Here is a 21,099-nt window from a genome sequence, read left to right on the forward strand (position 1 = left end):
TGGACGTCACCTTCATTCACCCGACCTGCGTGCACTGGTGGGCCGACCGGGGGTGACCTTCGGTGCGGTGGGGCGATCAATGGTGGCCTCTGGTCGGCGTTGGTTGTCCAACCTTTGTGGGCGGGGCGCTAGTGCCGGGGGCGGGGGCGTGCGGGTTCGTGGGCGTGTGTCCGGTGTCGGCTGTAGCGGCGGGGTTCGGTGCCGCGCATGCTCACGGGCACAAGCAAGCGGTGTCGACTGTGGCCGGGGTTCGGGGTCGTGCGGGTTCGCCGGCATTGACGGCGGTATCGACTGTGGCTGGGGCTCGGGGTCGTGCGGGTTCGCCGCGCACTGACGGCGGTGTCGACTGTGGCTGACGCCGGGCGGGCTCACGGGCACGTGCGGGCGATGTCGTGCAGCGTGGCGTTGTCGGCCGCGGTCAGCGGCAAGTCGTAGCGCACCGCGACGGTGAGGTAGCGGCCCGCGTAGAAGCAGTGGTTCGCGCGCGACGGCGGCAGCCATTCCGCGGGCGTGCTGTCGCTTTTGGCCTGGTTGACGCCCGCCGCGGTGACCAGCAGATTCGTCTCGACATCGTTGGCGAACCGCACGCGGTGCTGCGGCGGCCAGGCGAACGCGCCCATGTCCCAGGCGGCCGCGAGCGGATAGACGTGGTCGATCTGCACGGCGCGGGCGTCGGCCTTGCGGAACGTGCTCCGTTCCCCGGTGTACGGGTCGTCGAGGGTGCCCGACACCACGACGCAGTCGCGCGTGCCCGCGCGGAAACGCACGCCGGTGAGCTGGGCGGCGAGCACATTGTTGCGGGTGTCGCAGCCGTCGTGCCCGCCCGGACCGTCGTAGTCGTCGGTCCAGGAGGGCCCGAAGACGCAGCCCTGTCCGTTCCCGCAGCCGCGCTCGTAACCGCCGGGTCGCGGCCGCTCGGCGACCACCCGCACCTCGGCGAGCAACTGTTCGAGTTGGGCTCGGCTCGGACTACCCGGTGCGGGCGCGACCGGTCCGGCGGACCACCCGCCGCAGCCGACGAGCAGCAGCACCGCGAGAAGCGGCACGAGCGAACGACCACGGATGCGCACGGTGCCAGTTGTACTCGGGGGCACCGACATTCGAGGGTTTCGCCGGGGCGGCGCCGATCAGCGGCGAGGCTTGCTCACAACCAGGCGCGCGCGAGCAGATCGTCGTCGGCGACCTCGGCGGCCCGCGGCGGGTATCGGGTGGCCGCGATGGACTCGTGGTGCGCTCCGTCGTGCCCGATCAACCACGAGCCGCCGCGCTCCTCGCACTCGGCGATCTTGGCGAAGGTGGTGAGGAGGAACGTGATCGCCTGATGCGGGTCCGGGGTGTGCGCGAGGTGCTGCGATTCCCCGGGCCGTGACAGGTCCAGCCACACACCGCACTCGCCGTCGAGACGCATCCCGACGATCTTGGCGGCGTTGACGAAGGTGTACTTGCGCCGTTCCCAATGCGTAGTAGGCGTGAAGCTCTGCTCGAGTACCTGGAGCAGAATCGTCATGCTGCTGCCCTCCGCTCGTTGACGCCCAGCTGTGGTTCTCAGTCGTGACCAGCGAATATCCCAGTATGTGCCGAAAACGGCCCCAGCGGTAGCAGCACATCCCGGCGTGGTTCTTGGACGCGTCGACGGTCACCCGGTACCACTCGACCCGGGCCGTCTCCGTTGGTCGCGGCATGCTCTCGGTACCGTCCATAGTGCCCCTGAACCGCGAACTTCGCATGGACGACCTGCGGCTACCGAACCCCGCGGCGAAGTGTCGGACCCACCTGATTTGATGGGCGGATGCTGCACGGACTGTGGTCGCCAGGGGCCGGTCTGCTGCTGTGGACCGACGACGGGGTGCCGGACGCGCTGCCCGACCCGCTGGGCGCCCTGCTGCGCGCATCGCGGTTCCGGCACCGGGCCGAGGTTCTCGTGCCCGCGTCCGGCGCGGCCGAGCCCGCCACGGTCCGCGCGCACGCGCTGGCGCCAGAGGCCGCCGCCGCGGCGTTGCGTCAGCCGCTGCCCGCTTCGGCCGTCGCGGGCGACCTGCGCTTTCTCGCCCATGTCGCGCACGGCGTCGAACGCTGGGTGCGGGCCGGCCGGGTCGTCCCGGAACTGCGCAGGGACGACGGCCAATGGTGGGTGCGCTGGCGACTGGTCGGCGGCGCGGCCCAGCGCGCCTGGCTCGCCGAGCTCACGGTGGCCGCACCGGCCGCACTGCACGCGGCCGGACGCCCCGCCGCGGTACTGGAAGACCTGGTCGGCGAACTGACCGACCCGATCGCCAGGCGGCTGATGGGCGGCCCGCCGCCGTCGCACCCGCTGCTCGCCGCGCTGGTCGGCGACAGCCCGCTCGACAGCGGCAGCCATCAGCTCGCCGAGGTGCTGGAACGCTGGCGGGCCAGTCTCACCGTTGACGAGCCGGAACTGGTGCTTCGCCTGCTCGAGCCGGACGGCGAACTGGGCGTCGCCGACGAGTCGGTTGCGCTGTGGCGGCTCGAGGTCTGCCTGCGCACCGAGGGCGAGGCGCCGTCGCCGATTCCACTGCACGGCGACCCGAGCCTGATCCGCACCGCGATCGACAAGCTGGGCGAGGCGCAGCGCGCCTATCCGCGCCTTCGCGACCTGCCGACCGATCCGCGCACCATGGACCTGTTGCTGCCCACCGAGGTGGTCGCCGATCTCGTCGCGCACGGCGCGCACGCGTTGCAGGCGGCGGGCGTCCGGTTGCTGCTGCCGCGCGCCTGGAGCATCTCCGCCCCGTCCATGCGGTTGCGCGTGGAGAGCGGGGTCCCCGCGGCGGAGAGCACCGTCGGCATGCGCGGATTGGTCCGTTACCGTTGGGAATTGGCGCTCGGCGACACCGTGCTGACCACGGCCGAGATGGAGCGCCTCGTCCGCGCCAAATCCGATCTCGTCCAGTTGCGTGGCGAATGGGTGCAGGCCGATCACAAGGTGCTCGCCGCCGCGGCCCGCTACGTCGCCGCGCACAGCGACGATTCGCCGATCACCTTCGCCGACATGATCGGGGAACTCGCGAGCGGCCGCGTCGATCAGGTGCCGATCACCGAGGTCACCGCCACCGGATGGGCGGCCGACCTGTTCGACCGGCAGCACGACGCGGAGCCGGTGCCCGCGCCGAACGGTCTCAAGGCGGAGCTGCGTCCCTACCAGCTGCGTGGCCTGTCCTGGCTGGTCACGATGAGCCGAATGGGTTGCGGCGCAATCCTTGCCGACGACATGGGCCTCGGCAAGACGATCCAGGTGCTCGCGCTGCTCGTGCACGAACGGGAACAGTCCGGCAACCCCGGCCCGACGCTGCTGGTGTGCCCGATGTCGGTGGTCGGCAACTGGCAGCGCGAGGCCGAGCGGTTCGCGCCCGACCTGCGCGTGCTGGTCCATCACGGCGCCGGGAGACGAGGCGGCGAGGACCTGGACGCGGCGATCGCCGAAGCGGACCTCGTGCTCACGACCTACTCGCTGCTGGCCAGGGATGTCGAGGCGCTCGGCAGGCAGGACTGGGAACGCGTCGTGCTCGACGAGGCCCAGCACATCAAGAACGCCGCGACCCGCCAGGCCCGTGCGGCCCGCTCGCTGAAGGCGCGACATCGCTTGGCCCTCACCGGAACTCCTGTCGAGAACCGGCTCGAGGAGCTGCGTTCGCTGCTGGATTTCGCGATGCCGAAACTGCTCGGCAGCCCGCAGACCTTCCGCGCGCGGTTCGCGGTGCCGATCGAGCGGGAGAACGACCAGAACGCGATCTCGCGGCTGCGCTTCGTCACCCAGCCGTTCGTGCTGCGCCGGGTGAAGACCGATCCGTCCGTCATCAGCGACCTGCCGGAGAAGCTGGAGATGACGGTGCGGGCGAATCTGACCGTCGAACAGGCCGCGCTGTACCAGGCGGTGGTCGACGACATGATGGAAAAGATCAAGAGTGCGAAAGGCATGGCGCGCAAGGGCGCCGTGCTCGGCGCGCTGACCCGCCTCAAGCAGGTGTGCAACCATCCCGCGCACTTCCTCGGCGACGGCTCCGGCGTACTGGCCCGTGGCAAGCACCGTTCCGGCAAGCTGGCCCTGGTGGAGGACGTGGTGGACGCGGTGCTCGCCGACGGCGAGAAGGCGTTGCTGTTCACCCAGTTTCGCGAGTTCGGCGAGCTCGTCGCGCCGTTCCTCGCCGAGCGCTTCGGCGCCCCGATCCCGTTCCTGCACGGCGGCGTGCCCAAACGCCGCCGCGACGCCATGGTGACCGGGTTCCAGGCCGAGGACGGTCCGCCGCTGATGTTGCTGTCGCTCAAGGCCGGTGGCACCGGGCTGAACCTGACGGCCGCCAATCACGTGGTGCACCTGGACCGTTGGTGGAATCCCGCGGTGGAGAACCAGGCGACAGACCGCGCCTTCCGCATCGGTCAGCGGCGCGCGGTGCAGGTACGCAAGCTCGTCTGCGTCGACACCATCGAGGAGCGGATCGACGAGATGATCAACGGCAAGCGCAGGCTGGCCGACCTGGCCGTCGGCGCGGGGGAGAACTGGATCACCGAGCTGAGCACCGACGAGCTGCGCGACCTGTTCACCCTCGGCGCCGAGGCGGTGGGCGAATGAGTTTCGAGGACTACAGCAAGTACGGCAAGCGGCTGCCGGTCGAGGGCGGCGTGACCGCGCGCAGCAGGCGCGGCGGATTCGGGCGCACCTGGTGGGGCCGGGCGCTGATCGACGCGGTCGAGGCGATGGCCCAGCCAGGCAGGCTGGCGCGCGGGCGCAGCTACGCGCGCTCCGGCCAGGTGGTGAGCTATCGGATCGAACCGGGCGCGGTTGTCGCGGAGGTGCAGGGCAGTCAGCCGCGTCCGTTCACCGCGGCGTTCCGGGTCCGCGCGCTGCGCGAGGACGAACTCGACCTGCTGATCGAGACGATCCGCAGCTCACCGGGCATGCTGGCCGAGATCGCCTCCGGCGCGCTGCCCACCGCGCTCGGCCCGCTGCTGCTTCCGACGACGGCGGCCGAGCTGGACTTCGACTGCACCTGTCCGGACCCCGGCTGGCCGTGCAAACACGTCGCGGCCGTCTGCTACCTGCTCGCCGAGCGCCTCGACGAGCGTCCCCGCGAGATCCTCACCCTGCGCGGACTTGACCTCGACACCCTGATCCGCGGCATCGAGCGCGATCCGCGCCCGGTCGCGACGGAGGACCTGTACGGCGACGAGGCCCGGCTTCCAGACCTGCCGAAGGTCGAATTCCGTTCCGCGATGGACGATCTCGACCCGGTACTGCTACGCAAGGCCCTGCGCATGAGCGCGGAAGACGAGACGACCGCGGCCGCAGGTCTGCGCGAACTCGGCGCGCTGTACGCGCTGCTGCGGGGCTGAGACGGCCCGGGGGCTGGGACGGCCGCGGCGCTGGCGCTGTTGCGGGCGTTAGGACGGCTGGGACGGCCGCGGCGCTGGGGCTGTTGCGGGCGTTAGGACGGCTACGGCGCTGGGGCTGCTGCGGGGCCGGGACCGCCGCGAGCACTTGGGGCGGCTGTGGGGCCGAGGCGGATACGAGCGCTGGGACTGCTGCGGGGGTCGGGGCCGCTGGGGTGCTGGTACCGCTGCGGGTTCGGAGGCGGCCGCGGGCGCTGGGACGGCGGCGGCGTTCGCGCCGACAACGGCCAGCACCCGGCATCGAGGTCGCGCCCCGCGTCTCCGGACTTCGTCGGGCGGATCCCATCCGGGCGCTGGGGGCCGATTTCTCGGTACCGGGTGCCACTTCCAAGTCTGCCCTCGCGGGGCAGGCGAAGTAACGCCGGAGCGCTGTCCATCCACTGCCCGTGTGCCGAACCTGCGCTGCCTTGGACTCCGCGCGCCCGCATGGGCCGCTGACGCTGCGGTGGCCCCCGACCTGCGTAAACCGCGCGGATGCTCCAGGAGCCGATTCGTGGGCCACGCCGACCTACGCGGACTGTGCCCCTTGTGGGACATGCTGACCGACGTCGTCGTGCAGACCTGCGCTAGGTCGCACGTCCTGTGCGGCCGACCCACCAGCATGGCCGAGCAGCAGAGCATGGACAGCGCCCCTGACGCGGGCGATGCTCACCCGAGCCGCCCGGCTTATCCGGTGGGCCGTGCCGATTCGCGCGCCGTGCCGACCTGCTTTACCTCGCCGACCTGCGCGGCCCGCCCACCAGCACGGCCGCATAGCAGAGCGCGGACAACCCGGCGAACGCGACGACGGTCTCGGGGAAGTACAGGCAGGAGATCCAGAAGGTGCCGCCTGCCGTGACCGCGCAGAGCCAGTTGAACGGCGACCAGCGCGCGATCAACCAAGGCGCCGCCCGCACCGCGACGACCGCGAGCAGCGGAAAGAGCAGCCCGAACATTCCCAGGGCCACGCTGTAGCCGGTGTTGAGCCCGAAGGCCGTCACTTCCATTCCGCCCTCGAACAGCGCGGTCGTGGTGTTTCTGGACAGTTCGTTGATCACTTCCTCGCCCGCGACGTCGGCCCCGTTGAAGACGTGCAGCGCGAGCAGGTGGCCGAAGCCGATCAGGCCGAGGAACGTGCCGCCCGCGTAGTGGGTCAGCAAAGGCCAGCGGGCGGTGGTGGCACTGGGCTGGGCGGTCATCGCGGTCATCGCGACCTCCGAAAGCGAGTTCTCTCAGAACAGAACAAAATTTATGTTATAGGCTGGTCGATGTGGCGGGCAAGACCTCATGGCTGGCATCCGGGCTGACGATCCTCGGCGCGGCGGGACCGACGGCGCTGACCATCGACAAGCTGGTCGCGTCGACCGGGCTCAGCACCGGGTCCTTCTATCACCACTTCCAGGGCATGCCCGGCTACAAGAAGGCGCTGCTCGCGCACTTCGAGGAGGTGCAGACGCTGCGCTACATCCGCGAGGTGCAGGCCGCCGAGGACCTGGACCCGCGCGCCAAGCTCGATCTGCTGATCGACCTGGTGCTCGCCGACGGCGCACCAGCTCGACTGGAGGTCGCGGTCCGTGCCTGGGCGCTGGACGATCCCATCGCGGCCGCGGCCAAGCAGCGCGTCGACGCGGCGAGGCTGGCGTTCTTGCGCGAACTCCTCGGCGAGATCGGCTACCCCGAACCCGCCGCCGAGCAGACCGCGCAGATCCTCTACCTGCTGGTGCTCGGCGCGGGCAACACGCTGCCCGAGGTGCCGCCCGAGCGGCTGCGCGTCCTGTGCGACCGGATCTTGTCATGAATGTCGTTCCGCCCCAAAAGATCTCGCTGACAGATGATCTGGGTGGCGAGGTGACGATCGTCCGCCCGGTCCGGCGCGTCGTGTCCCTGGTGCCGTCGATCACCGAGTCGATCGCGGTCACCTGCCCCGAGCTGCTGATCGCGGCGACACAGTGGTGCACCCACCCGGCCGACCTCGCAGTCGAACGGGTACGCGGCACCAAGAACCCGAATGTCCGCCGGATCATCGAGCTGGCACCGGATCTGGTGCTGTGCAACCAGGAGGAGAATCGCCGCAGGGACGTCGAGCGGATGCGCGAGGCGGGTATCCCGGTGTGGGTCACGAGAATCGAAAACTTGGACGACGCGTTCCCTTCGCTCGCCCGGCTTTTCGCCGAAGCGCTCGGCGTCCCCGTGCCGAACTGGTTGACCGAAGCCGAGAAGATCTGGGCCGCACCGCCTCCGGAGCCCGATCGGGCGGCGGTGATCCCGGTCTGGCGCAAGCCCTGGATGGTCGTCGGCCGCGACACTTTCACCGGTGACCTGGCACACCGCCTCGGCTTGCGACTCGTCCACGCCGACCGCCCCGAGCGCTACCCGCGCGTCACGGAAGAGGAACTCACCCGCGGCGTCGAACTCGCTATCCTGCCCGACGAGCCGTACGTCTTCACCGAAACCGATGGGCCCGAAGCCTTTCCAGGAATTCCGGTCGCGCTGGTCGAGGGCCGCAGCCTCACCTGGTACGGGCCCTCGCTGGTCACCGCCCGCGAAACTCTGACCCAGCAGATCGCCGCCGCGACCGCCCGCGCCTAGTGTGTCCTTCGCTCCGGCCATGCGCGGGCTGGAGACGTCCTGTGTCTTTCAGGACGCCGAGGCGAACCGGTAATCCGTCAGATCGAAGTGCCCACTGCGCCAGGCCGCCTCCACCGTGGTGGACGGCCGCAGCGGCACATCACCGTGCTTGTCGAAGTAGTAGCTGTTGGCCACCGAACACGACTCCTGCCAGAACACCTGCCCGCCGCGCCGGGACAGCATCTCCCGGAAGAAGCGGTCGTTGGCTTCCTCGGTGACCTCGACCAGGGTCGAGCCGGTCGCGCGGGCATGCCGCAGACAGCGCAGGATGTGGCGGACCTGGTTCTCGATCAGCGCGAAATACGACGAACCGTTGTAGCCGTACGGCCCGATCACCGAGAAGAAGTTCGGGAAGCCGGGGACGCTGACGCCCTCGTAGGCCTGGAGCCGGTGCTCGTCCCACCACTTCTCCAGGTCACGGCCGCCGACGCCGCGCAGATCGTAGGTCGGCATGTTGCCCGACTCCATCACCTTGAATCCGGTCGCCAGGATCAGCACGTCCGCCCGATGCTCGGTCGCGTCGGTCCGCACGCCGGTCGCGGTGATCTCCCGGATCGGATCGGTCTCCAGCAGCACGCTGTCGCGGTTGAAGGCGGCCAGGTAGTCGTTGGAGAAGCTGGGGCGCTTGCAGCCGAGTGCGTAACGGGGCGTGAGCTTTTCGCGGATCACCGGGTCGTGGACCTGGCGGCGCAGGTGCGCGAGCCCGGCGCGCTCGGCCATCGCCGCGGTCGGCAGCGAGCGGTAGTAGTGCGCGGCGATCGGGAAGGTCAGCTCGACGTAGGTCTGGCTGATCATCCTGGTCAGCGACCGCCCGCCGGGCAGTCGCAGCGCCATCCGCAGCGGCGCGGGCAGCGGCAGGTCCGGCCGCGGCAGGCACCAGATAGGCGTGCGCTGGAAGACGACGAGGTGCGACACCTCGGGCGCGATCTCCGGGATGACCTGCACCGCGGAAGCTCCGGTGCCGATGATCGCGACCCGCTTGCCGCGCAGGCTCTGCCCGTGGTCCCAGCGCGAGGTATGCATGGTGACGCCGCGGAAATCGCCGACGCCCGGGATCTCCGGCATCTTCGGCCGGGTCAGCACACCGGTCGCGCTGATCACGTAGCGGGCGCGCAACTCCTCTCCGGAATCGGTACGCAGCCGCCAAAGATGCCGCTCTTCATCGAATTCCGCGGCGGTGATGGTGGTGCCGAAGCGGATGCGCGGGCGCAATTCGTACTTGTCGACGCACGATTCGGCGTAGGCCTTGAGCTCGCGACCCGGCGCGTAGACCCGGCTCCAGTCCGCCCGCTGATCGAACGAGAACTGATAACTGAACGACGGAATGTCCACGGCCACACCGGGATAGGTGTTCCAGTGCCAAGTGCCGCCGACCCCGTCCGCGTCGTCGACGATGAGGAAGTCCTCGAATCCAGCCTCGCGCAACTTGATCGCAGCGCCGATGCCGGAGAACCCGGCTCCGACGATGATCACTTCGTGGTCGATGGTCGTCTCGTTCATCGCACCGCTCGCTCCATGAGTCCGGCCGCCGTCGTACGAACCCATGTGATGTCGGGCGACATCATTGTCCGCACCTGCCACCTCATTAGGCGCGCGCCCGCCATCTTTGTCAACGGGCCCGCGGCCCGCGAACTTATTCGGGAGCCTCGACGCGGTAGACGCGTTCCGCGGTGCCGCGGAAGATCTGGGCCAGGTCGGCGGGGCCGCCGCCGTGGCCGGTCACGATCTCGGCGATGGCGCGGGCGCTGTGATCGATGCTGGTGATGGGCTTGTCCACCGGGAAGTTCGAGCCCCACAGCAGGCGGTCGGGCCCGAAGACGTCCATCGCGTGCGTGACAAGCGGACCGATCCGCTCGACTAGCGTCGGCACCGGCGTCGCGCTGCCGCGCGGCGGCACCGGGTGGCCGAGGATCGGCATCATCAACCCGCTGACCTTCGCGACCACGTTGGTCCTCGCGGCCAGCGCGCTCAGATCGTCGCGCCAGGCCAGCAGCAGCTTCCTGCGTTCCCCCGGGTTGGCCCCGGTGCGCTTGCCGACCTTGCCGAACAGCCCCGCCGGCGTACCGAGGTGGTTGAGCACGATGGTGACCTCGGGATAGCGCTCGGCCAGCGCGGTCACTTCGGGCAGCTGGTGCGAGTACACCCACGCCTCGAAGGACAGTCCGCGTGCGGCGAGCTCGGCGAACCCGTCCAGGAAACGGCTCGTGGTGAGCGCGCCCGCGGCGCCGGTGAAGGAGCGGATGGCGGTGTCGGGGTGGTGCGCGACCATCGTGCGGATGCCGCGGAACAGCGGCGACGCGGTCTGGTGCGCGTCGAGCAGGGCCGCGAAGCCGTCGGCGGCCGGGTCGGCCGATCCGATGACGGCGCCGAGGCGCGGGGTGTCGACGCCGAAGGGCAGGCTGGCGACCCAGCGGGTCTCGTCGGCCTTCGCGGTCGGACCCGTCCCGGTCCATTCCACCTCGATGTGCACGATCGATTCGACCGGAACGCCCGCGGTGTCGGTCCGGTAGTCGGCGGGCAGGTAGGGATGCACGTATGGCGTTGGGTCGCCGACGAATTCGCGGTCACGTCGCGGAGCCAACCGGCTGGCCAGATCGATCGGCACCGGCAGGTATTTGAACAGCCGGGCGAGATTGCTGAAATCGCGCGGCGTGGTCAACGGATCCCACTGGTGGATGTGGGCGTCGATCACGCGTAGACCGGCGAGGTCCATCGTGTCCCTCCTGTCGTGGCGGATTTCCCGGCCCGGCGATTGTCACACGCCCGGTGCCGGGCCTGCGGGAAATGCGAACCTCCGCCTTCGCTCCGGCCATGCGCGGTCTGTCGACGGACTTCGTCCGGCAGCGCCGTCTGTGCGTACTCCGCCTTCGCTCCGGCCATGCGCGGTCTGTCGACGGACTTCGTCCGGCAGCGCCGCCTGTGCGAACCTCCGCCTTCGCTCCTCACACATTTCGGCGGTACTGCCCGCCGACGGTGAAGAAGGCGTCGGTGATCTGCTCCAGCGTGCAGACCCGCGCGGCGTCCATCAGCACCTCGAAGATGTTCTCGTCGGTGCGGGCCACCGCGTCCAGGCGGGCCAGCGCCGCGTGCGCCGCGTCGCGGTGGCGCTGCTGGAACTCGCGCACCCGGTCGAGCTGGGACTTCTTCTCCGCTTCGGTGGCGCGGGCCAGTTCCATCACCCGGTGCTGCTCGCCGTTGGGGTTGCGGAACGCGTTGACCCCGATGATCGGCAGCGACCCGTCGTGCTTGCGCCGCTCGTAGAGCATGGATTCGTCCTGGATCTTGCCGCGCTGGTAGCCGGTCTCCATGGCGCCGAGCACGCCGCCGCGCTCGCTGATCCGCTCGAACTCGCTGAGCACCGCCTCCTCGACCAGATCGGTGAGCTCGTCGACGATGAAGCTGCCCTGCATCGGGTTCTCGTTCATCGCAAGCCCCCACTCGCGGTTGATGATCAGCTGGATGGCCAGCGCGCGGCGCACCGATTCCTCGGTCGGGGTGGTCACCGCCTCGTCGTAGGCGTTGGTGTGCAGGCTGTTGCAGTTGTCGTAGACGGCGATCAGCGCCTGCAATGTGGTGCGAATGTCGTTGAAGTTCATCTCCTGGGCGTGCAGCGAACGGCCCGAGGTCTGGATGTGGTACTTCAGCTTCTGCGAGCGCTCGTTGGCGCCGTAGCGGTCGCGCATGGCGATCGCCCAGATGCGCCGCGCGACCCGGCCGATCACCGAATACTCGGGGTCCATGCCGTTGGAGAAGAAGAACGACAGGTTGGGTGCGAAGTCGTCGATGTCCATGCCGCGCGCCAGATAGGCCTCCACGTAGGTGAATCCGTTGGCGAGGGTGAAGGCCAGCTGACTGATCGGGTTCGCGCCGGCCTCGGCGATGTGATAGCCCGAGATGGACACCGAGTAGAAGTTGCGAACCTTGTTGCGCACGAACCATTCCTGGATGTCGGCCATCATCCGCAGGCTGAACTCGGTGGAGAAGATGCAGGTGTTCTGGCCCTGATCCTCCTTGAGAATGTCGGCCTGCACGGTCCCCCGCACGGTGGACAGCGTGCGCGCCCGGATGTCGGCGGCCTCGTCCGGCGTCGGTGCACGGCCCGCGCTCGCCGAAAAGCGTTCCAGCGCTTGATCGATGGCCGTGTTGAGGAAGTAGGCGAGGATGGTCGGAGCCGGGCCGTTGATCGTCATGGAGACCGAGGTGGTCGGCGCGGTCAGGTCGAAGCCGTCGTAGAGCGCCTTCATGTCGTCGAGCGAGGCGATGGAGACGCCCGACGTGCCGACCTTGCCGTAGATGTCGGGTCGCTCGTCGGGATCGCGGCCGTAGAGCGTCACCGAGTCGAAGGCCGTCGAAAGACGCTTGGCCTCAGCATGTTCGGAGAGCACCTTGAACCGCCGGTTGGTACGGAACGGATCGCCTTCGCCGGCGAACATCCGCGCCGGATCCTCGTTGTCCCGCTTGAACGCGAACACGCCCGCCGTGAACGGGAAGCGCCCCGGCAGGTTCTCCGACCGCAGAAACCGCAGCAGCTCACCGTGATCGGTGAAGCGAGGCAGAGCGACGCGCGCGATGCTGCTGCCCGACAACGATTCCCGCCGCAGCGGCGTGTGCAGCTCGCGGTCGCGCACCCGCACCACCTGCTCCTCGCCGCGGTAACTCTCGGCCACCGAAGGCCATTCGGCCAGCAGCGCGGCGTTGTGGTCGCTCAGTTCATCGCGGGCGGTGTCGAGCAGGTCGGCGACCGCGCTGTCCCCGGGCAGTTCGGCGAGCACTTGCTCGAGCCGCTGGACGCGCTGCGCCGCAGCGACCTGCCGGGCTGTCTCGGCGTGGTATCCGCGCACCGCCTCGGCGATCTCGGCCAGATACCGCACCCTGGCGGGCGGAATGAGCTGCGCGAAGCGGGTGGAGACCTTGGTGTCCACCCGAGGCAGCGTGCCGGGCTCGAGCCGCAGGCCGTGTTCGCTCAGCAGGCCGGTCAGATGCTGGTAGAGCGCGGTCACACCGTCGTCGTTGAAGGTCGCCGCGCTGGTTCCGAAGACGGGCATGTCCTCCGGGCGCGCGCCGAACGCCTCACGGTTGCGCAGCAATTGGCGCGACACGTCGCGCACCGCGTCGGCCGCGCCTCGGCGCTCGAACTTGTTGATCGCCACCACATCGGCGTAATCGAGCATGTCGATCTTCTCGAGCTGGGAGGCGGCGCCGAACTCGGGCGTCATGACGTACATCGACACGTCGACGTGGTCGACGATGGCCGTGTCGCCCTGGCCGATGCCCGGCGTCTCCAACACGACCAGGTCGTACCCGGCCGCCTTGCACGCCGCGATGATGGTGTCGATATTGCGCGGCAGTTCGTGATTGCCGCGGGTGGCCAGCGAACGGAAGAACAGGTGCGCGCCGTCGAGCGCGTTCATCCGGATCCGGTCGCCGAGCAGTGCGCCGCCGCCGCGGCGTCGGGTCGGGTCGACCGCGAGGATCGCGACGCGCGGCTTGTCCTGCTGGTCCGAACGCAGCCGACGCACCAATTCGTCGGTGAGCGAAGACTTTCCAGATCCGCCGGTACCGGTGATGCCGAGCACCGGCACGGCGCGCGCGTCGGCTGCGGCGAGCAGCGCCTCGCGGGCGGCGGTGGGCAGCGTGTCCTGCTGGAGGCAGGTGATTGCGCGGGCCAGCGCGGGCCGCTCGCCCGCGAGCACCGCCTCGGTCGCGGGAAACTCCTCGGCGAGATCGACATCGCAGGTCCGCACCAATTCGTTGATCATGCCGGGCAAGCCGAGCCGCTGACCGTCCTCGGGGGAGAAGATCCGCACGCCCGCGGCGGCCAGCCGCTCGATCTCCTCGGCCACGATCACCCCGCCGCCACCTCCGAAGACCCGAACGTGGCCTGCCCCGGCCTCTTTCAGCGCGGCCGCGAGGTATTCGAAGTACTCGATGTGGCCGCCCTGATAGGAGCTGACCGCGACGCCCTGCACGTCCTCCTCGATCGCGGCGGCGACCACCTCGTGCACGGCGCGGTTGTGGCCGAGATGGATCACCTCCGCGCCCTGGGATTGCAGGATGCGGCGCATGATGTTGATCGCGGCGTCGTGCCCGTCGAACAGGGCGGCCGACGTCACGAAACGCACGGGATGGGTGGGCGTGTGGAGCGCGCTGCTGTCGGCCACGGGAGTCCTCCGGCGAGTCCTGACGTCCGATACTAGGACGTCAAAGTAATTCTACGGTGACCGCGATCACACCGCCAGGATTCGCGGCCGTACCACAGAGGTTTCGTACGCCGCACACAGGCGGTGCCTGTGTGCGGCGTGTGGAGAGTGTGTGCGAGCTTGTTCGCGGCCGTAGCAGCTGGCGGATGGGCTCGGACATACTGAGCCGATGTCGTACGAGCAACGGGTGGGGGCCGCCTTGCGGCGGCTGGTCGACGGCGGTGTGTTGAGTGCGGAACAGCGCGACGCCGTCTTGGCGGCGGTGGCCGCCGAGGAGGACGCGGCTCGACCGTCGGGTGGCAAGCTGCTCGCGGAGGTGGCGGCGTATGCCGGGGCGGGTCTGCTGCTCGGCGGTGTTGTGCTGTTCATCGGCGCAGCCTGGGATGATCTGGCGCGGGTCGGCCGGGTGGCGGCTCTGGCTGTCGTGGCGATCGGGCTCGCGCTCGGCGGTGTGGCGCTGGCCGGCCGTTCGGCGCTGTTCCGAGCGCCGACACCGACCGCGCGTGTCCGGCTCGCCGCCGTGCTGTTCGCGTCGTCGGCGGCCGCGGTCACCGGGGCGGTCGGCTCGGGCATCGATGATTCGGGCTCCGACGAGGCGTGGGTGCTCGCGTTGAGCGCGGGACTCGTCGTCTCGGTGGTCGGTTATCTGGCGCTGCCCTCGGTCGTCGGCATGCTCGCGTGCGCGGCGTTCAGCGCTCCCGTCGTCGTCGGTGTGCTCGGCGAACTGTTGGACGTCGACGACTTCTGGGTCGGGTTGGGCCTTTTCGCGCTCGGGCTGGCGTGGCTGCTGCTGACCGCGATGGGGGCATTCGTCGAGGCATGGGCCGGGTATCTGCTCGGGATCGCCATAGCCTTGCTCGGCGCGCACTTGATCGACTTCGGGCGCGAACTCTGGTCCGCCGTGCTGACCGCGCTCGTCGCGTTCCTGTGCTTCGCGTTGTACCCGACGCGACGATCCGCAGTGCTGATGATCGGCGGCGCGGGTGCGGTCGCGCTCGCGATAGCCGACGCGGTGACGGAGCTGTCGGGCGGGCTCGGCGCGGCCGGGTTCGTGCTGATCGTGGGCGCGGTGTTGCTGGCGGCAGGTGCCATCGCCCTGACGCGTTCTCCGAGAAAGTCCGGGTGAGTTCGCAGGTCGAGGCGATCCGGCCTCGGCGCAGACCCACCTGCTGACGCGGGCCGAGACTGCTGCTGGGGCGATCGGGCGTGAGGTCACGTGCGGGCTCGCGTCAGGACGGGTGGGATGAATCACATTCGGCAACCGTCGGGTCATTACTTGGACATCCAACTATAGGATGACCGCTGATCGCGCCTTCGCGCGTCGACGACGACAGACAAGGACTGGCATGGTTCGCGAACTCACTCATTTCATCGGCGGGCAGCACGTCCCGGGCACCTCCGGCAACTTCGGCGACGTCTTCGACCCGAACATCGGTCAGGTGCAGGCGCGGGTGCCGCTGGCGAGCAAGTCCGAGGTCGAGGCGGTCATCGCGAACGCGGCGGCGGCCCAGCCGGAGTGGGCGGCGTTCAATCCGCAGAAGCGGGCAAGGGTCCTGATGAAGTTCCTGACCCTGGTGCAGGACGAGATGGACAGCCTCGCGGCGCTGCTGTCGGCCGAGCACGGCAAGACCATCGCCGACGCCAAGGGCGACATTCAGCGCGGACTCGAGGTCATCGAGTTCGCCACCGGCATCCCGCACCTGCTCAAGGGCGAGTACACCGAGAGCGCGGGCACCGGCATCGACGTCTACTCCATGCGCCAGCCGCTCGGCGTCGTCGCGGGCATCACCCCGTTCAACTTCCCGGCCATGATCCCGCTGTGGAAGGCGGGCCCGGCCCTCGCGTGCGGTAACGCGTTCGTGCTCAAGCCGTCCGAGCGCGATCCCTCGGTGCCGCTGCGGTTGGCCGAGCTGTTCCTGGAGGCGGGTCTGCCCGCGGGCGTGTTCAACGTGGTCAACGGCGACAAGGAAGCCGTCGACACCCTGCTGCACGATCCGCGGATCAAGGCCGTCGGCTTCGTCGGCTCCACCCCGATCGCGCAGTACATCTACGAGACCGCGACCGCGAACGGCAAGCGCGCCCAGTGCTTCGGCGGCGCCAAGAACCACGCGATCGTGATGCCGGACGCCGATCTCGACGACGTCGCCGACCAGCTGATCGGCGCGGGCTACGGTTCGGCGGGCGAGCGCTGCATGGCCATCTCGGTGGCCGTGCCGGTCGGCGAGGAGACCGCGAACCGCCTGGTCGCCAAGCTGACCGAGCGCGTGCACAAGCTCAACATCGGCCGCTCGGACGATCCGGGCGCCGACTTCGGCCCGCTGGTCGGCAAGGACGGCGTGGACCGGGTGAACAACTACGTCCAGATCGGCATCGATGAGGGGGCCGAGCTGGTCGTGGACGGTCGCGGCCTGACCGTCGAGGGCGGCGAGGACGGCTACTTCGTCGGCGCGACCCTGTTCGACAAGGTCACCGCCGACATGCGGATCTACAAGGAGGAGATCTTCGGTCCGGTGGTCAGCGTCGTGCGCGCCAAGGACTACGAGGAGGGCCTGCGCCTGGCCAACGAGCACGAGTACGGCAACGGCGTTGCCATCTTCACCCGCGACGGCGACACCGCCCGCGACTTCGCGTCCCGGGTGGAGGTCGGCATGGTCGGCATCAACGTGCCGATCCCGGTGCCGATCGCGTACTACACCTTCGGCGGCTGGAAGCGCTCCGGCTTCGGTGATCTGAACCAGCACGGCCCGGACTCGATCCGCTTCTACACCAAGACCAAGACGGTGACCCAGCGCTGGCCCTCCGGTCTGAAGGAGTCCAACGCGTTCGTCATCCCGACGATGGACTGAGCCGGATGTTCACCTTGAACGAGGACGAGCGCGCGATCGGCGAGACCGCGCGTCAGTTCGCCGACGAATTCCTCGCGCCCAACGCGCTGGAATGGGACGAGCAGAAACACTTTCCGGTGGACGTGCTGCGCAAGGCGGGCCCGCTCGGTCTCGGCGGCATCTACGTCCGCGAGGACGTGGGCGGCTCGGGGCTGCGCAGACTCGACGCCGTGCGCATCTTCGAGCAGCTGGCCACCGGATGCCCGGCGGTGGCGGCCTACATCTCCATCCACAACATGGCCGCCTGGATGATCGATGCCTACGGCACGGAGGAGCAGCGTCAACGCTGGCTGCCGGGGCTCACTTCGATGGAGTTGCTCGGCAGCTACGCGCTGACCGAACCCGGCGTCGGTTCCGACGCGGCGGCGTTGAGTACCAAGGCCGTTCGCGACGGTGACGACTACATCCTCAACGGCGCGAAGCAGTTCATCTCCGGCGCGGGCGCCAACGACGTCTACGTGCTGATGGTCCGCACGGGTGACGAAGGGGCGCGCGGCATTTCGGCGCTGATCGTGCCCGCAGACACCCCTGGCCTCTCGGTCGGGCCGAACGAGCGGAAGATGGGCTGGAACGCTCAGCCGACCCGCCAGGTCGTATTGGAAGACGCCCGCGTCCCGGTCGCCAACCGGCTCGGCGCGGAGGGCGATGGCTTCCGCATCGCGATGAACGGGCTCAACGGCGGGCGGCTGAACATCGCGGCGTGCTCGGTCGGCGGTGGGCAGGCGGCGCTGGACAAGGCGGTGCCGTATCTCGCCGACCGCCAAGCCTTCGGCAAGCCGCTCAACAAGAACCAGGCGCTGCAATTCGAACTGGCCGATATGCGTACCGAATTGGAGGCCGCGCGGACGCTGCTGTGGCGCGCGGCCGCCGCCCTCGACGCGGACGCGCCCGACAAGGTCGAACTGTGCGCGATGGCAAAGCGATTCGCCACCGATGTCGGCTTCGAGGTGGCCAACAAGGCCCTCCAATTGCACGGCGGCTACGGCTATCTGCACGAATACGGCCTGGAGAAGATCGTCAGGGATCTGCGCGTCCACCAGATCCTCGAGGGCACCAACGAAATCATGCGGGTGGTCGTCGCCCGCTCGGTCATAGGAGCAGCATGAGCGAACGAAGTGAGCGAATCATGTGCCGGCGTGCCTCGCGCATGCCGGAGCCGAGCGTCAGCGAGGCGCAGGCATGAGCGAAGTAGTCATCGAGAAGCGGGACGGCCTCGGGCTGATCACGCTGAACCGGCCCAAGGCCATCAACGCGCTGAATCACCCGATGGCGCTGGCCATCACCGATGCTTTGCGCGCGTGGGCCGAGGATGACGAGGTGCGCACCGTCGTGGTCACCGGCGCGGGGGAGCGCGGGCTGTGCGCGGGCGGCGACATCGTCGCGATCCACGCCGACGCGAGAAGTGGTGACGCGGGCGCGGATTCGCCGACCGGTGTGTTCTGGCGCGACGAGTACATCCTCAACGCGCTGATCGGTCGCTACTCGAAGCCGTACGTGGTGATCATGGACGGCATCGTGATGGGCGGCGGCGTCGGACTTTCCGGCCACGGCAGCCACCGCATCGTCACCGAGCGGTCCAAGGTCGGCATGCCCGAAGTGGGCATCGGCTTCATCCCCGATGTCGGTGGCACCTACCTGCTCGCCCGCACGCCGGGCGAGATCGGGACGCACGTCGCGTTGACCACCGCGCGGATGGGCGCGGGCGACGCCATCGCGGCCGGATTCGCCGACTACTACGTGCCTTCGGACCGCATCCCGGCGCTGCTCGACGCCCTGCGCACCGCGACAGCCGACGCCGCCATCGCCGAGTTCGCCGAGCCAGCACCGGAATCCGAACTGCTCGGGCAGCGGGACTGGATCGACGCCTGCTACAGCGCGGACACCGTCGAGGAGATCGTGGCGCGGCTGCAAGCTCACGACGCGCCAGAGGCGAGCAAGGCGGCGTCCGATCTGCTCGCCAAATCGCCTGTCGCGCTGAAGGTCACGCTGCGCTCGTTGCGCGCGGCGCGCGACCTGCCGAGCCTGGACGCGGTGCTGAACGAGGAGTACCGGGTCTCCATCGCCTCGCTCGGATCGCACGATCTGGTCGAGGGCATCCGCGCGCAGGTGATCGACAAGGACCGCAACCCGCAGTGGCGACCGGCGACCCTCGCCGAGGTCACCGACGAACAGGTGGCGGCGTATTTCGCCGAATTGGGCGACAAGGAACTGGGTTTGGCGACACCGGAGGCGCAGCAGTGAGCACAGCATCGCGTAGCGATTCGATGAGGGGTGGCGGCCGGGCGACGGGTGGGCAAATCGGCTTTCTCGGCCTCGGTCACATGGGCGCGCCCATGGCGGCCAACCTCGTCCGGGCGGGCTATGACGTGCTCGCGTTCGACCCGGTGCCCGCGGCCCAAGAGCAGGCCCGCAAGGACGGCGCGACCGTGGTGGAGACGGCCGTCGCGGCCGCCACGGACCGCGACGTGGTGATCACCATGCTGCCCAACGGCAAGCTGGTGCTCGACGTCTACGCCGACCTGCTGCCCGCCGCGAACCCCGGCACCCTGTTCATCGACTGCTCCACCATCGACGTCGCCGACGCCAAGGAGGCCGCCGCGCGGACCGTCGCGGCCGGGCACCGCGCGCTCGACGCACCGGTCTCGGGCGGTGTCGCGGGCGCGGCGGCGGGCACCCTGACCTTCATGGTCGGCGGCGCGGCGGCCGATTTCGCGGACGCGCTCCCGGTGCTCGAGGTGATGGGCGGCAAGGTGGTGCACTGCGGCGACGCGGGCGTCGGCCAGGCCGCCAAGATCTGCAACAACATGCTGCTCGGTATCTCGATGATCGGTCTGTCCGAGGCGCTGGTGCTCGGCGAGAAGCTTGGCCTGAGCCACCAGTCGTTCTTCGACGTCGTCTCCACCGCGTCGGGCCAGAGCTGGGCGCTGACCAGCTACTGCCCGGTCCCCGGCCCGGTCCCGACCAGCCCGGCGAACAACGACTACCAGCCGGGATTCGCCACCGCGCTGATGACGAAAGACCTCGGTCTCGCCGCGAACGCCTTGCGCGCCAACGGCATCGACGGGCAGCTCGGCGCGCTCGCCGCGGAGATCTACACCCGGTTCAACCAGACGGACGGGGGCAAGGACTTCTCGGCTATCGTCACGGATATCCGTAACCGATCCGAGCAAGAGGTGACCGAGTGAGCGACTTCGAGACGATTCTGCTGGAGCGCAAGGGCCGGGTCGGCTGGATCACGCTGAACCGTCCGAAGGCGCTCAACGCTTTGAACGCGCAGGTCCTCGACGACGTGATCGCCGCGCTGGACGAGCTCGAGCGCGACGACGCGATCGGCGCCGTGGTCATCACCGGCTCGGAGCGGGCCTTCGCGGCAGGCGCCGACATCAAGGAGATGCAGCCCAAGTCGTACATGGACATGTTCATGGACGATTTCTTCGCCCGGTGGGACCGGCTGGCGAACTTCCGCAAGCCCACCATCGCGGCGGTCGCGGGTTACGCGCTCGGCGGCGGCTGTGAGCTGGCGATGATCTGCGACATCCTGATCGCCGCCGACACGGCCAAGTTCGGGCAGCCGGAGATCAAGCTGGGCGTCATCCCCGGCATCGGCGGCTCGCAGCGCCTGACCAGGGCGATCGGCAAGGCCAAGGCCATGGACCTGGTGCTGACCGGCCGCAATATGGATGTCGAGGAGGCCGAGCGCGCCGGACTCGTCTCGCGCATCGTGCCCGCTGCCGAGCTGCTCGACACCGCGCTCGAGGTGGCCGAGACCATCGCGGCGATGTCGCTGCCGGTCGCCATGATCGCGAAGGAGGCGGTCAACCGCTCCTTCGAGACCACACTCGCCGAGGGCCTGCGCTTCGAGCGCCGCGTGTTCCACTCGCTGTTCGCGATCGAGGACCAGAAGGAAGGCATGACCGCCTTCGTCGAGAAGCGTCCGGCGAAGTTCACCAACCGCTGAGTTCGGTGACGGCTCGCGCGTCCGCCTTCCGTGGCGTTCGCGC

16 protein-coding genes are annotated in these 21,099 nt (G+C 69.3%); 10 read left to right on the forward strand and 6 right to left on the reverse strand.

Going from position 1 to position 21,099, the window contains the following annotated elements:
* Positions 1–368: 368 nt before the first annotated feature.
* Entirely contained in the window at positions 369–1,070 is a 702-nt protein-coding gene (locus CRP45_RS24430) for an HNH endonuclease family protein (protein ID WP_425436962.1), read from the reverse strand.
* Positions 1,071–1,144: 74 nt separating this feature from the next.
* Positions 1,145–1,507, reverse strand: a complete 363-nt coding sequence (locus CRP45_RS24435; protein ID WP_067787642.1) for a hypothetical protein — start codon at positions 1,505–1,507, stop codon at positions 1,145–1,147.
* Positions 1,508–1,789: 282 nt separating this feature from the next.
* Between CRP45_RS24435 and CRP45_RS24440 the strand changes: the two genes are divergently transcribed.
* Both CRP45_RS24440 and CRP45_RS24445 read left to right on the forward strand, forming a co-directional pair.
* The gene (locus tag CRP45_RS24440; protein WP_097247139.1) at positions 1,790–4,588 is read left to right on the forward strand and encodes a DEAD/DEAH box helicase; all 2,799 of its coding nucleotides are present in this window, start codon (positions 1,790–1,792) and stop codon (positions 4,586–4,588) included.
* On the forward strand, positions 4,585–5,349 hold the full coding sequence (locus CRP45_RS24445) for an SWIM zinc finger family protein (protein ID WP_097247140.1): 765 nt from the start codon (positions 4,585–4,587) through the stop codon (positions 5,347–5,349). Before CRP45_RS24440 ends, CRP45_RS24445 begins: the two co-directional genes overlap by 4 nt.
* Before the next feature lie 767 nt (positions 5,350–6,116).
* Here CRP45_RS24445 and CRP45_RS24450 read toward each other — a convergent pair.
* A complete protein-coding gene (locus CRP45_RS24450) occupies positions 6,117–6,593 on the reverse strand; it encodes an LIC_13387 family protein (RefSeq protein WP_097247141.1) in 477 nt (158 codons plus the stop codon).
* A gap of 62 nt (positions 6,594–6,655) precedes the next feature.
* Here CRP45_RS24450 and CRP45_RS24455 point away from each other — a divergent pair, with 62 nt between their 5' ends.
* Together CRP45_RS24455 and CRP45_RS24460 are read left to right on the forward strand one after the other, a co-directional pair.
* Positions 6,656–7,183, forward strand: coding sequence for a TetR/AcrR family transcriptional regulator (locus tag CRP45_RS24455; protein WP_179830996.1), 528 nt, complete (start codon positions 6,656–6,658; stop codon positions 7,181–7,183).
* Complete coding sequence (locus tag CRP45_RS24460; protein WP_253782488.1) at positions 7,180–7,974, forward strand: helical backbone metal receptor; 795 nt, start codon at positions 7,180–7,182, stop codon at positions 7,972–7,974. Before CRP45_RS24455 ends, CRP45_RS24460 begins: the two co-directional genes overlap by 4 nt.
* 48 nt (positions 7,975–8,022) lie before the next feature.
* Here CRP45_RS24460 and CRP45_RS24465 read toward each other — a convergent pair whose 3' ends face one another.
* The 3 genes from CRP45_RS24465 to icmF all read right to left on the reverse strand — a co-directional run bounded on the left by CRP45_RS24465 (position 8,023) and on the right by icmF (position 14,174).
* The gene (locus tag CRP45_RS24465) at positions 8,023–9,513 is read right to left on the reverse strand and encodes a flavin-containing monooxygenase (protein WP_097247143.1); all 1,491 of its coding nucleotides are present in this window, start codon (positions 9,511–9,513) and stop codon (positions 8,023–8,025) included.
* 133 nt (positions 9,514–9,646) lie between these two features.
* Positions 9,647–10,726 (reverse strand): amidohydrolase family protein, encoded by a 1,080-nt coding sequence (locus tag CRP45_RS24470; RefSeq protein ID WP_097247144.1) that lies wholly within the window; start codon positions 10,724–10,726, stop codon positions 9,647–9,649.
* A gap of 229 nt (positions 10,727–10,955) precedes the next feature.
* Positions 10,956–14,174 carry a fused isobutyryl-CoA mutase/GTPase IcmF gene (gene icmF, locus CRP45_RS24475; protein WP_097247145.1) on the reverse strand — a complete coding sequence of 1,073 codons (3,219 nt, stop codon included), beginning with the start codon at positions 14,172–14,174 and terminating at the stop codon, positions 10,956–10,958.
* Positions 14,175–14,382: 208 nt separating this feature from the next.
* Here icmF and CRP45_RS24480 point away from each other — a divergent pair, with 208 nt between their 5' ends.
* From CRP45_RS24480 to CRP45_RS24505, 6 genes are all read left to right on the forward strand, one after another.
* Positions 14,383–15,339 (forward strand): DUF2157 domain-containing protein, encoded by a 957-nt coding sequence (locus CRP45_RS24480; protein ID WP_097247146.1) that lies wholly within the window; start codon positions 14,383–14,385, stop codon positions 15,337–15,339.
* Between the two features lie 220 nt (positions 15,340–15,559).
* On the forward strand, positions 15,560–17,059 hold the full coding sequence (locus tag CRP45_RS24485) for a CoA-acylating methylmalonate-semialdehyde dehydrogenase (protein ID WP_097247147.1): 1,500 nt from the start codon (positions 15,560–15,562) through the stop codon (positions 17,057–17,059).
* A 5-nt stretch (positions 17,060–17,064) separates the two neighbouring features.
* Positions 17,065–18,204 (forward strand): acyl-CoA dehydrogenase family protein, encoded by a 1,140-nt coding sequence (locus tag CRP45_RS24490; RefSeq protein WP_097247148.1) that lies wholly within the window; start codon positions 17,065–17,067, stop codon positions 18,202–18,204.
* Between the two features lie 73 nt (positions 18,205–18,277).
* Positions 18,278–19,339 (forward strand): enoyl-CoA hydratase/isomerase family protein, encoded by a 1,062-nt coding sequence (locus CRP45_RS24495; protein WP_097247149.1) that lies wholly within the window; start codon positions 18,278–18,280, stop codon positions 19,337–19,339.
* Positions 19,340–19,362: 23 nt separating this feature from the next.
* On the forward strand, positions 19,363–20,283 hold the full coding sequence (gene mmsB, locus CRP45_RS24500) for a 3-hydroxyisobutyrate dehydrogenase (RefSeq protein ID WP_067787617.1): 921 nt from the start codon (positions 19,363–19,365) through the stop codon (positions 20,281–20,283).
* A complete protein-coding gene (locus CRP45_RS24505; protein WP_097247150.1) occupies positions 20,280–21,056 on the forward strand; it encodes an enoyl-CoA hydratase in 777 nt (258 codons plus the stop codon). The genes mmsB and CRP45_RS24505 overlap by 4 nt, the downstream gene beginning before the upstream one ends.
* The last annotated feature ends 43 nt before the right edge of the window (positions 21,057–21,099 follow it).

Source organism: Nocardia amikacinitolerans, from assembly GCF_900215415.1.
Taxonomy (GTDB): domain Bacteria; phylum Actinomycetota; class Actinomycetes; order Mycobacteriales; family Mycobacteriaceae; genus Nocardia; species Nocardia amikacinitolerans.

Coding starts and splice junctions, on each gene's coding strand:
- CRP45_RS24445 (WP_097247140.1), top strand. CDS start 4,585: ATGAGTTTCGAGGACTACAGCAAGTACGGCAAGCGGCTGCCGGTCGAG.
- CRP45_RS24440 (WP_097247139.1), top strand. CDS start 1,790: ATGCTGCACGGACTGTGGTCGCCAGGGGCCGGTCTGCTGCTGTGGACC.
- CRP45_RS24470 (WP_097247144.1), bottom strand. CDS start 10,726: ATGGACCTCGCCGGTCTACGCGTGATCGACGCCCACATCCACCAGTGG.
- CRP45_RS24495 (WP_097247149.1), top strand. CDS start 18,278: ATGAGCGAAGTAGTCATCGAGAAGCGGGACGGCCTCGGGCTGATCACG.
- CRP45_RS24450 (WP_097247141.1), bottom strand. CDS start 6,593: ATGACCGCGATGACCGCCCAGCCCAGTGCCACCACCGCCCGCTGGCCT.
- CRP45_RS24465 (WP_097247143.1), bottom strand. CDS start 9,513: ATGAACGAGACGACCATCGACCACGAAGTGATCATCGTCGGAGCCGGG.
- CRP45_RS24490 (WP_097247148.1), top strand. CDS start 17,065: ATGTTCACCTTGAACGAGGACGAGCGCGCGATCGGCGAGACCGCGCGT.
- CRP45_RS24485 (WP_097247147.1), top strand. CDS start 15,560: ATGGTTCGCGAACTCACTCATTTCATCGGCGGGCAGCACGTCCCGGGC.
- CRP45_RS24480 (WP_097247146.1), top strand. CDS start 14,383: ATGTCGTACGAGCAACGGGTGGGGGCCGCCTTGCGGCGGCTGGTCGAC.
- mmsB (WP_067787617.1), top strand. CDS start 19,363: ATGAGGGGTGGCGGCCGGGCGACGGGTGGGCAAATCGGCTTTCTCGGC.
- CRP45_RS24460 (WP_253782488.1), top strand. CDS start 7,180: ATGAATGTCGTTCCGCCCCAAAAGATCTCGCTGACAGATGATCTGGGT.
- CRP45_RS24435 (WP_067787642.1), bottom strand. CDS start 1,507: ATGACGATTCTGCTCCAGGTACTCGAGCAGAGCTTCACGCCTACTACG.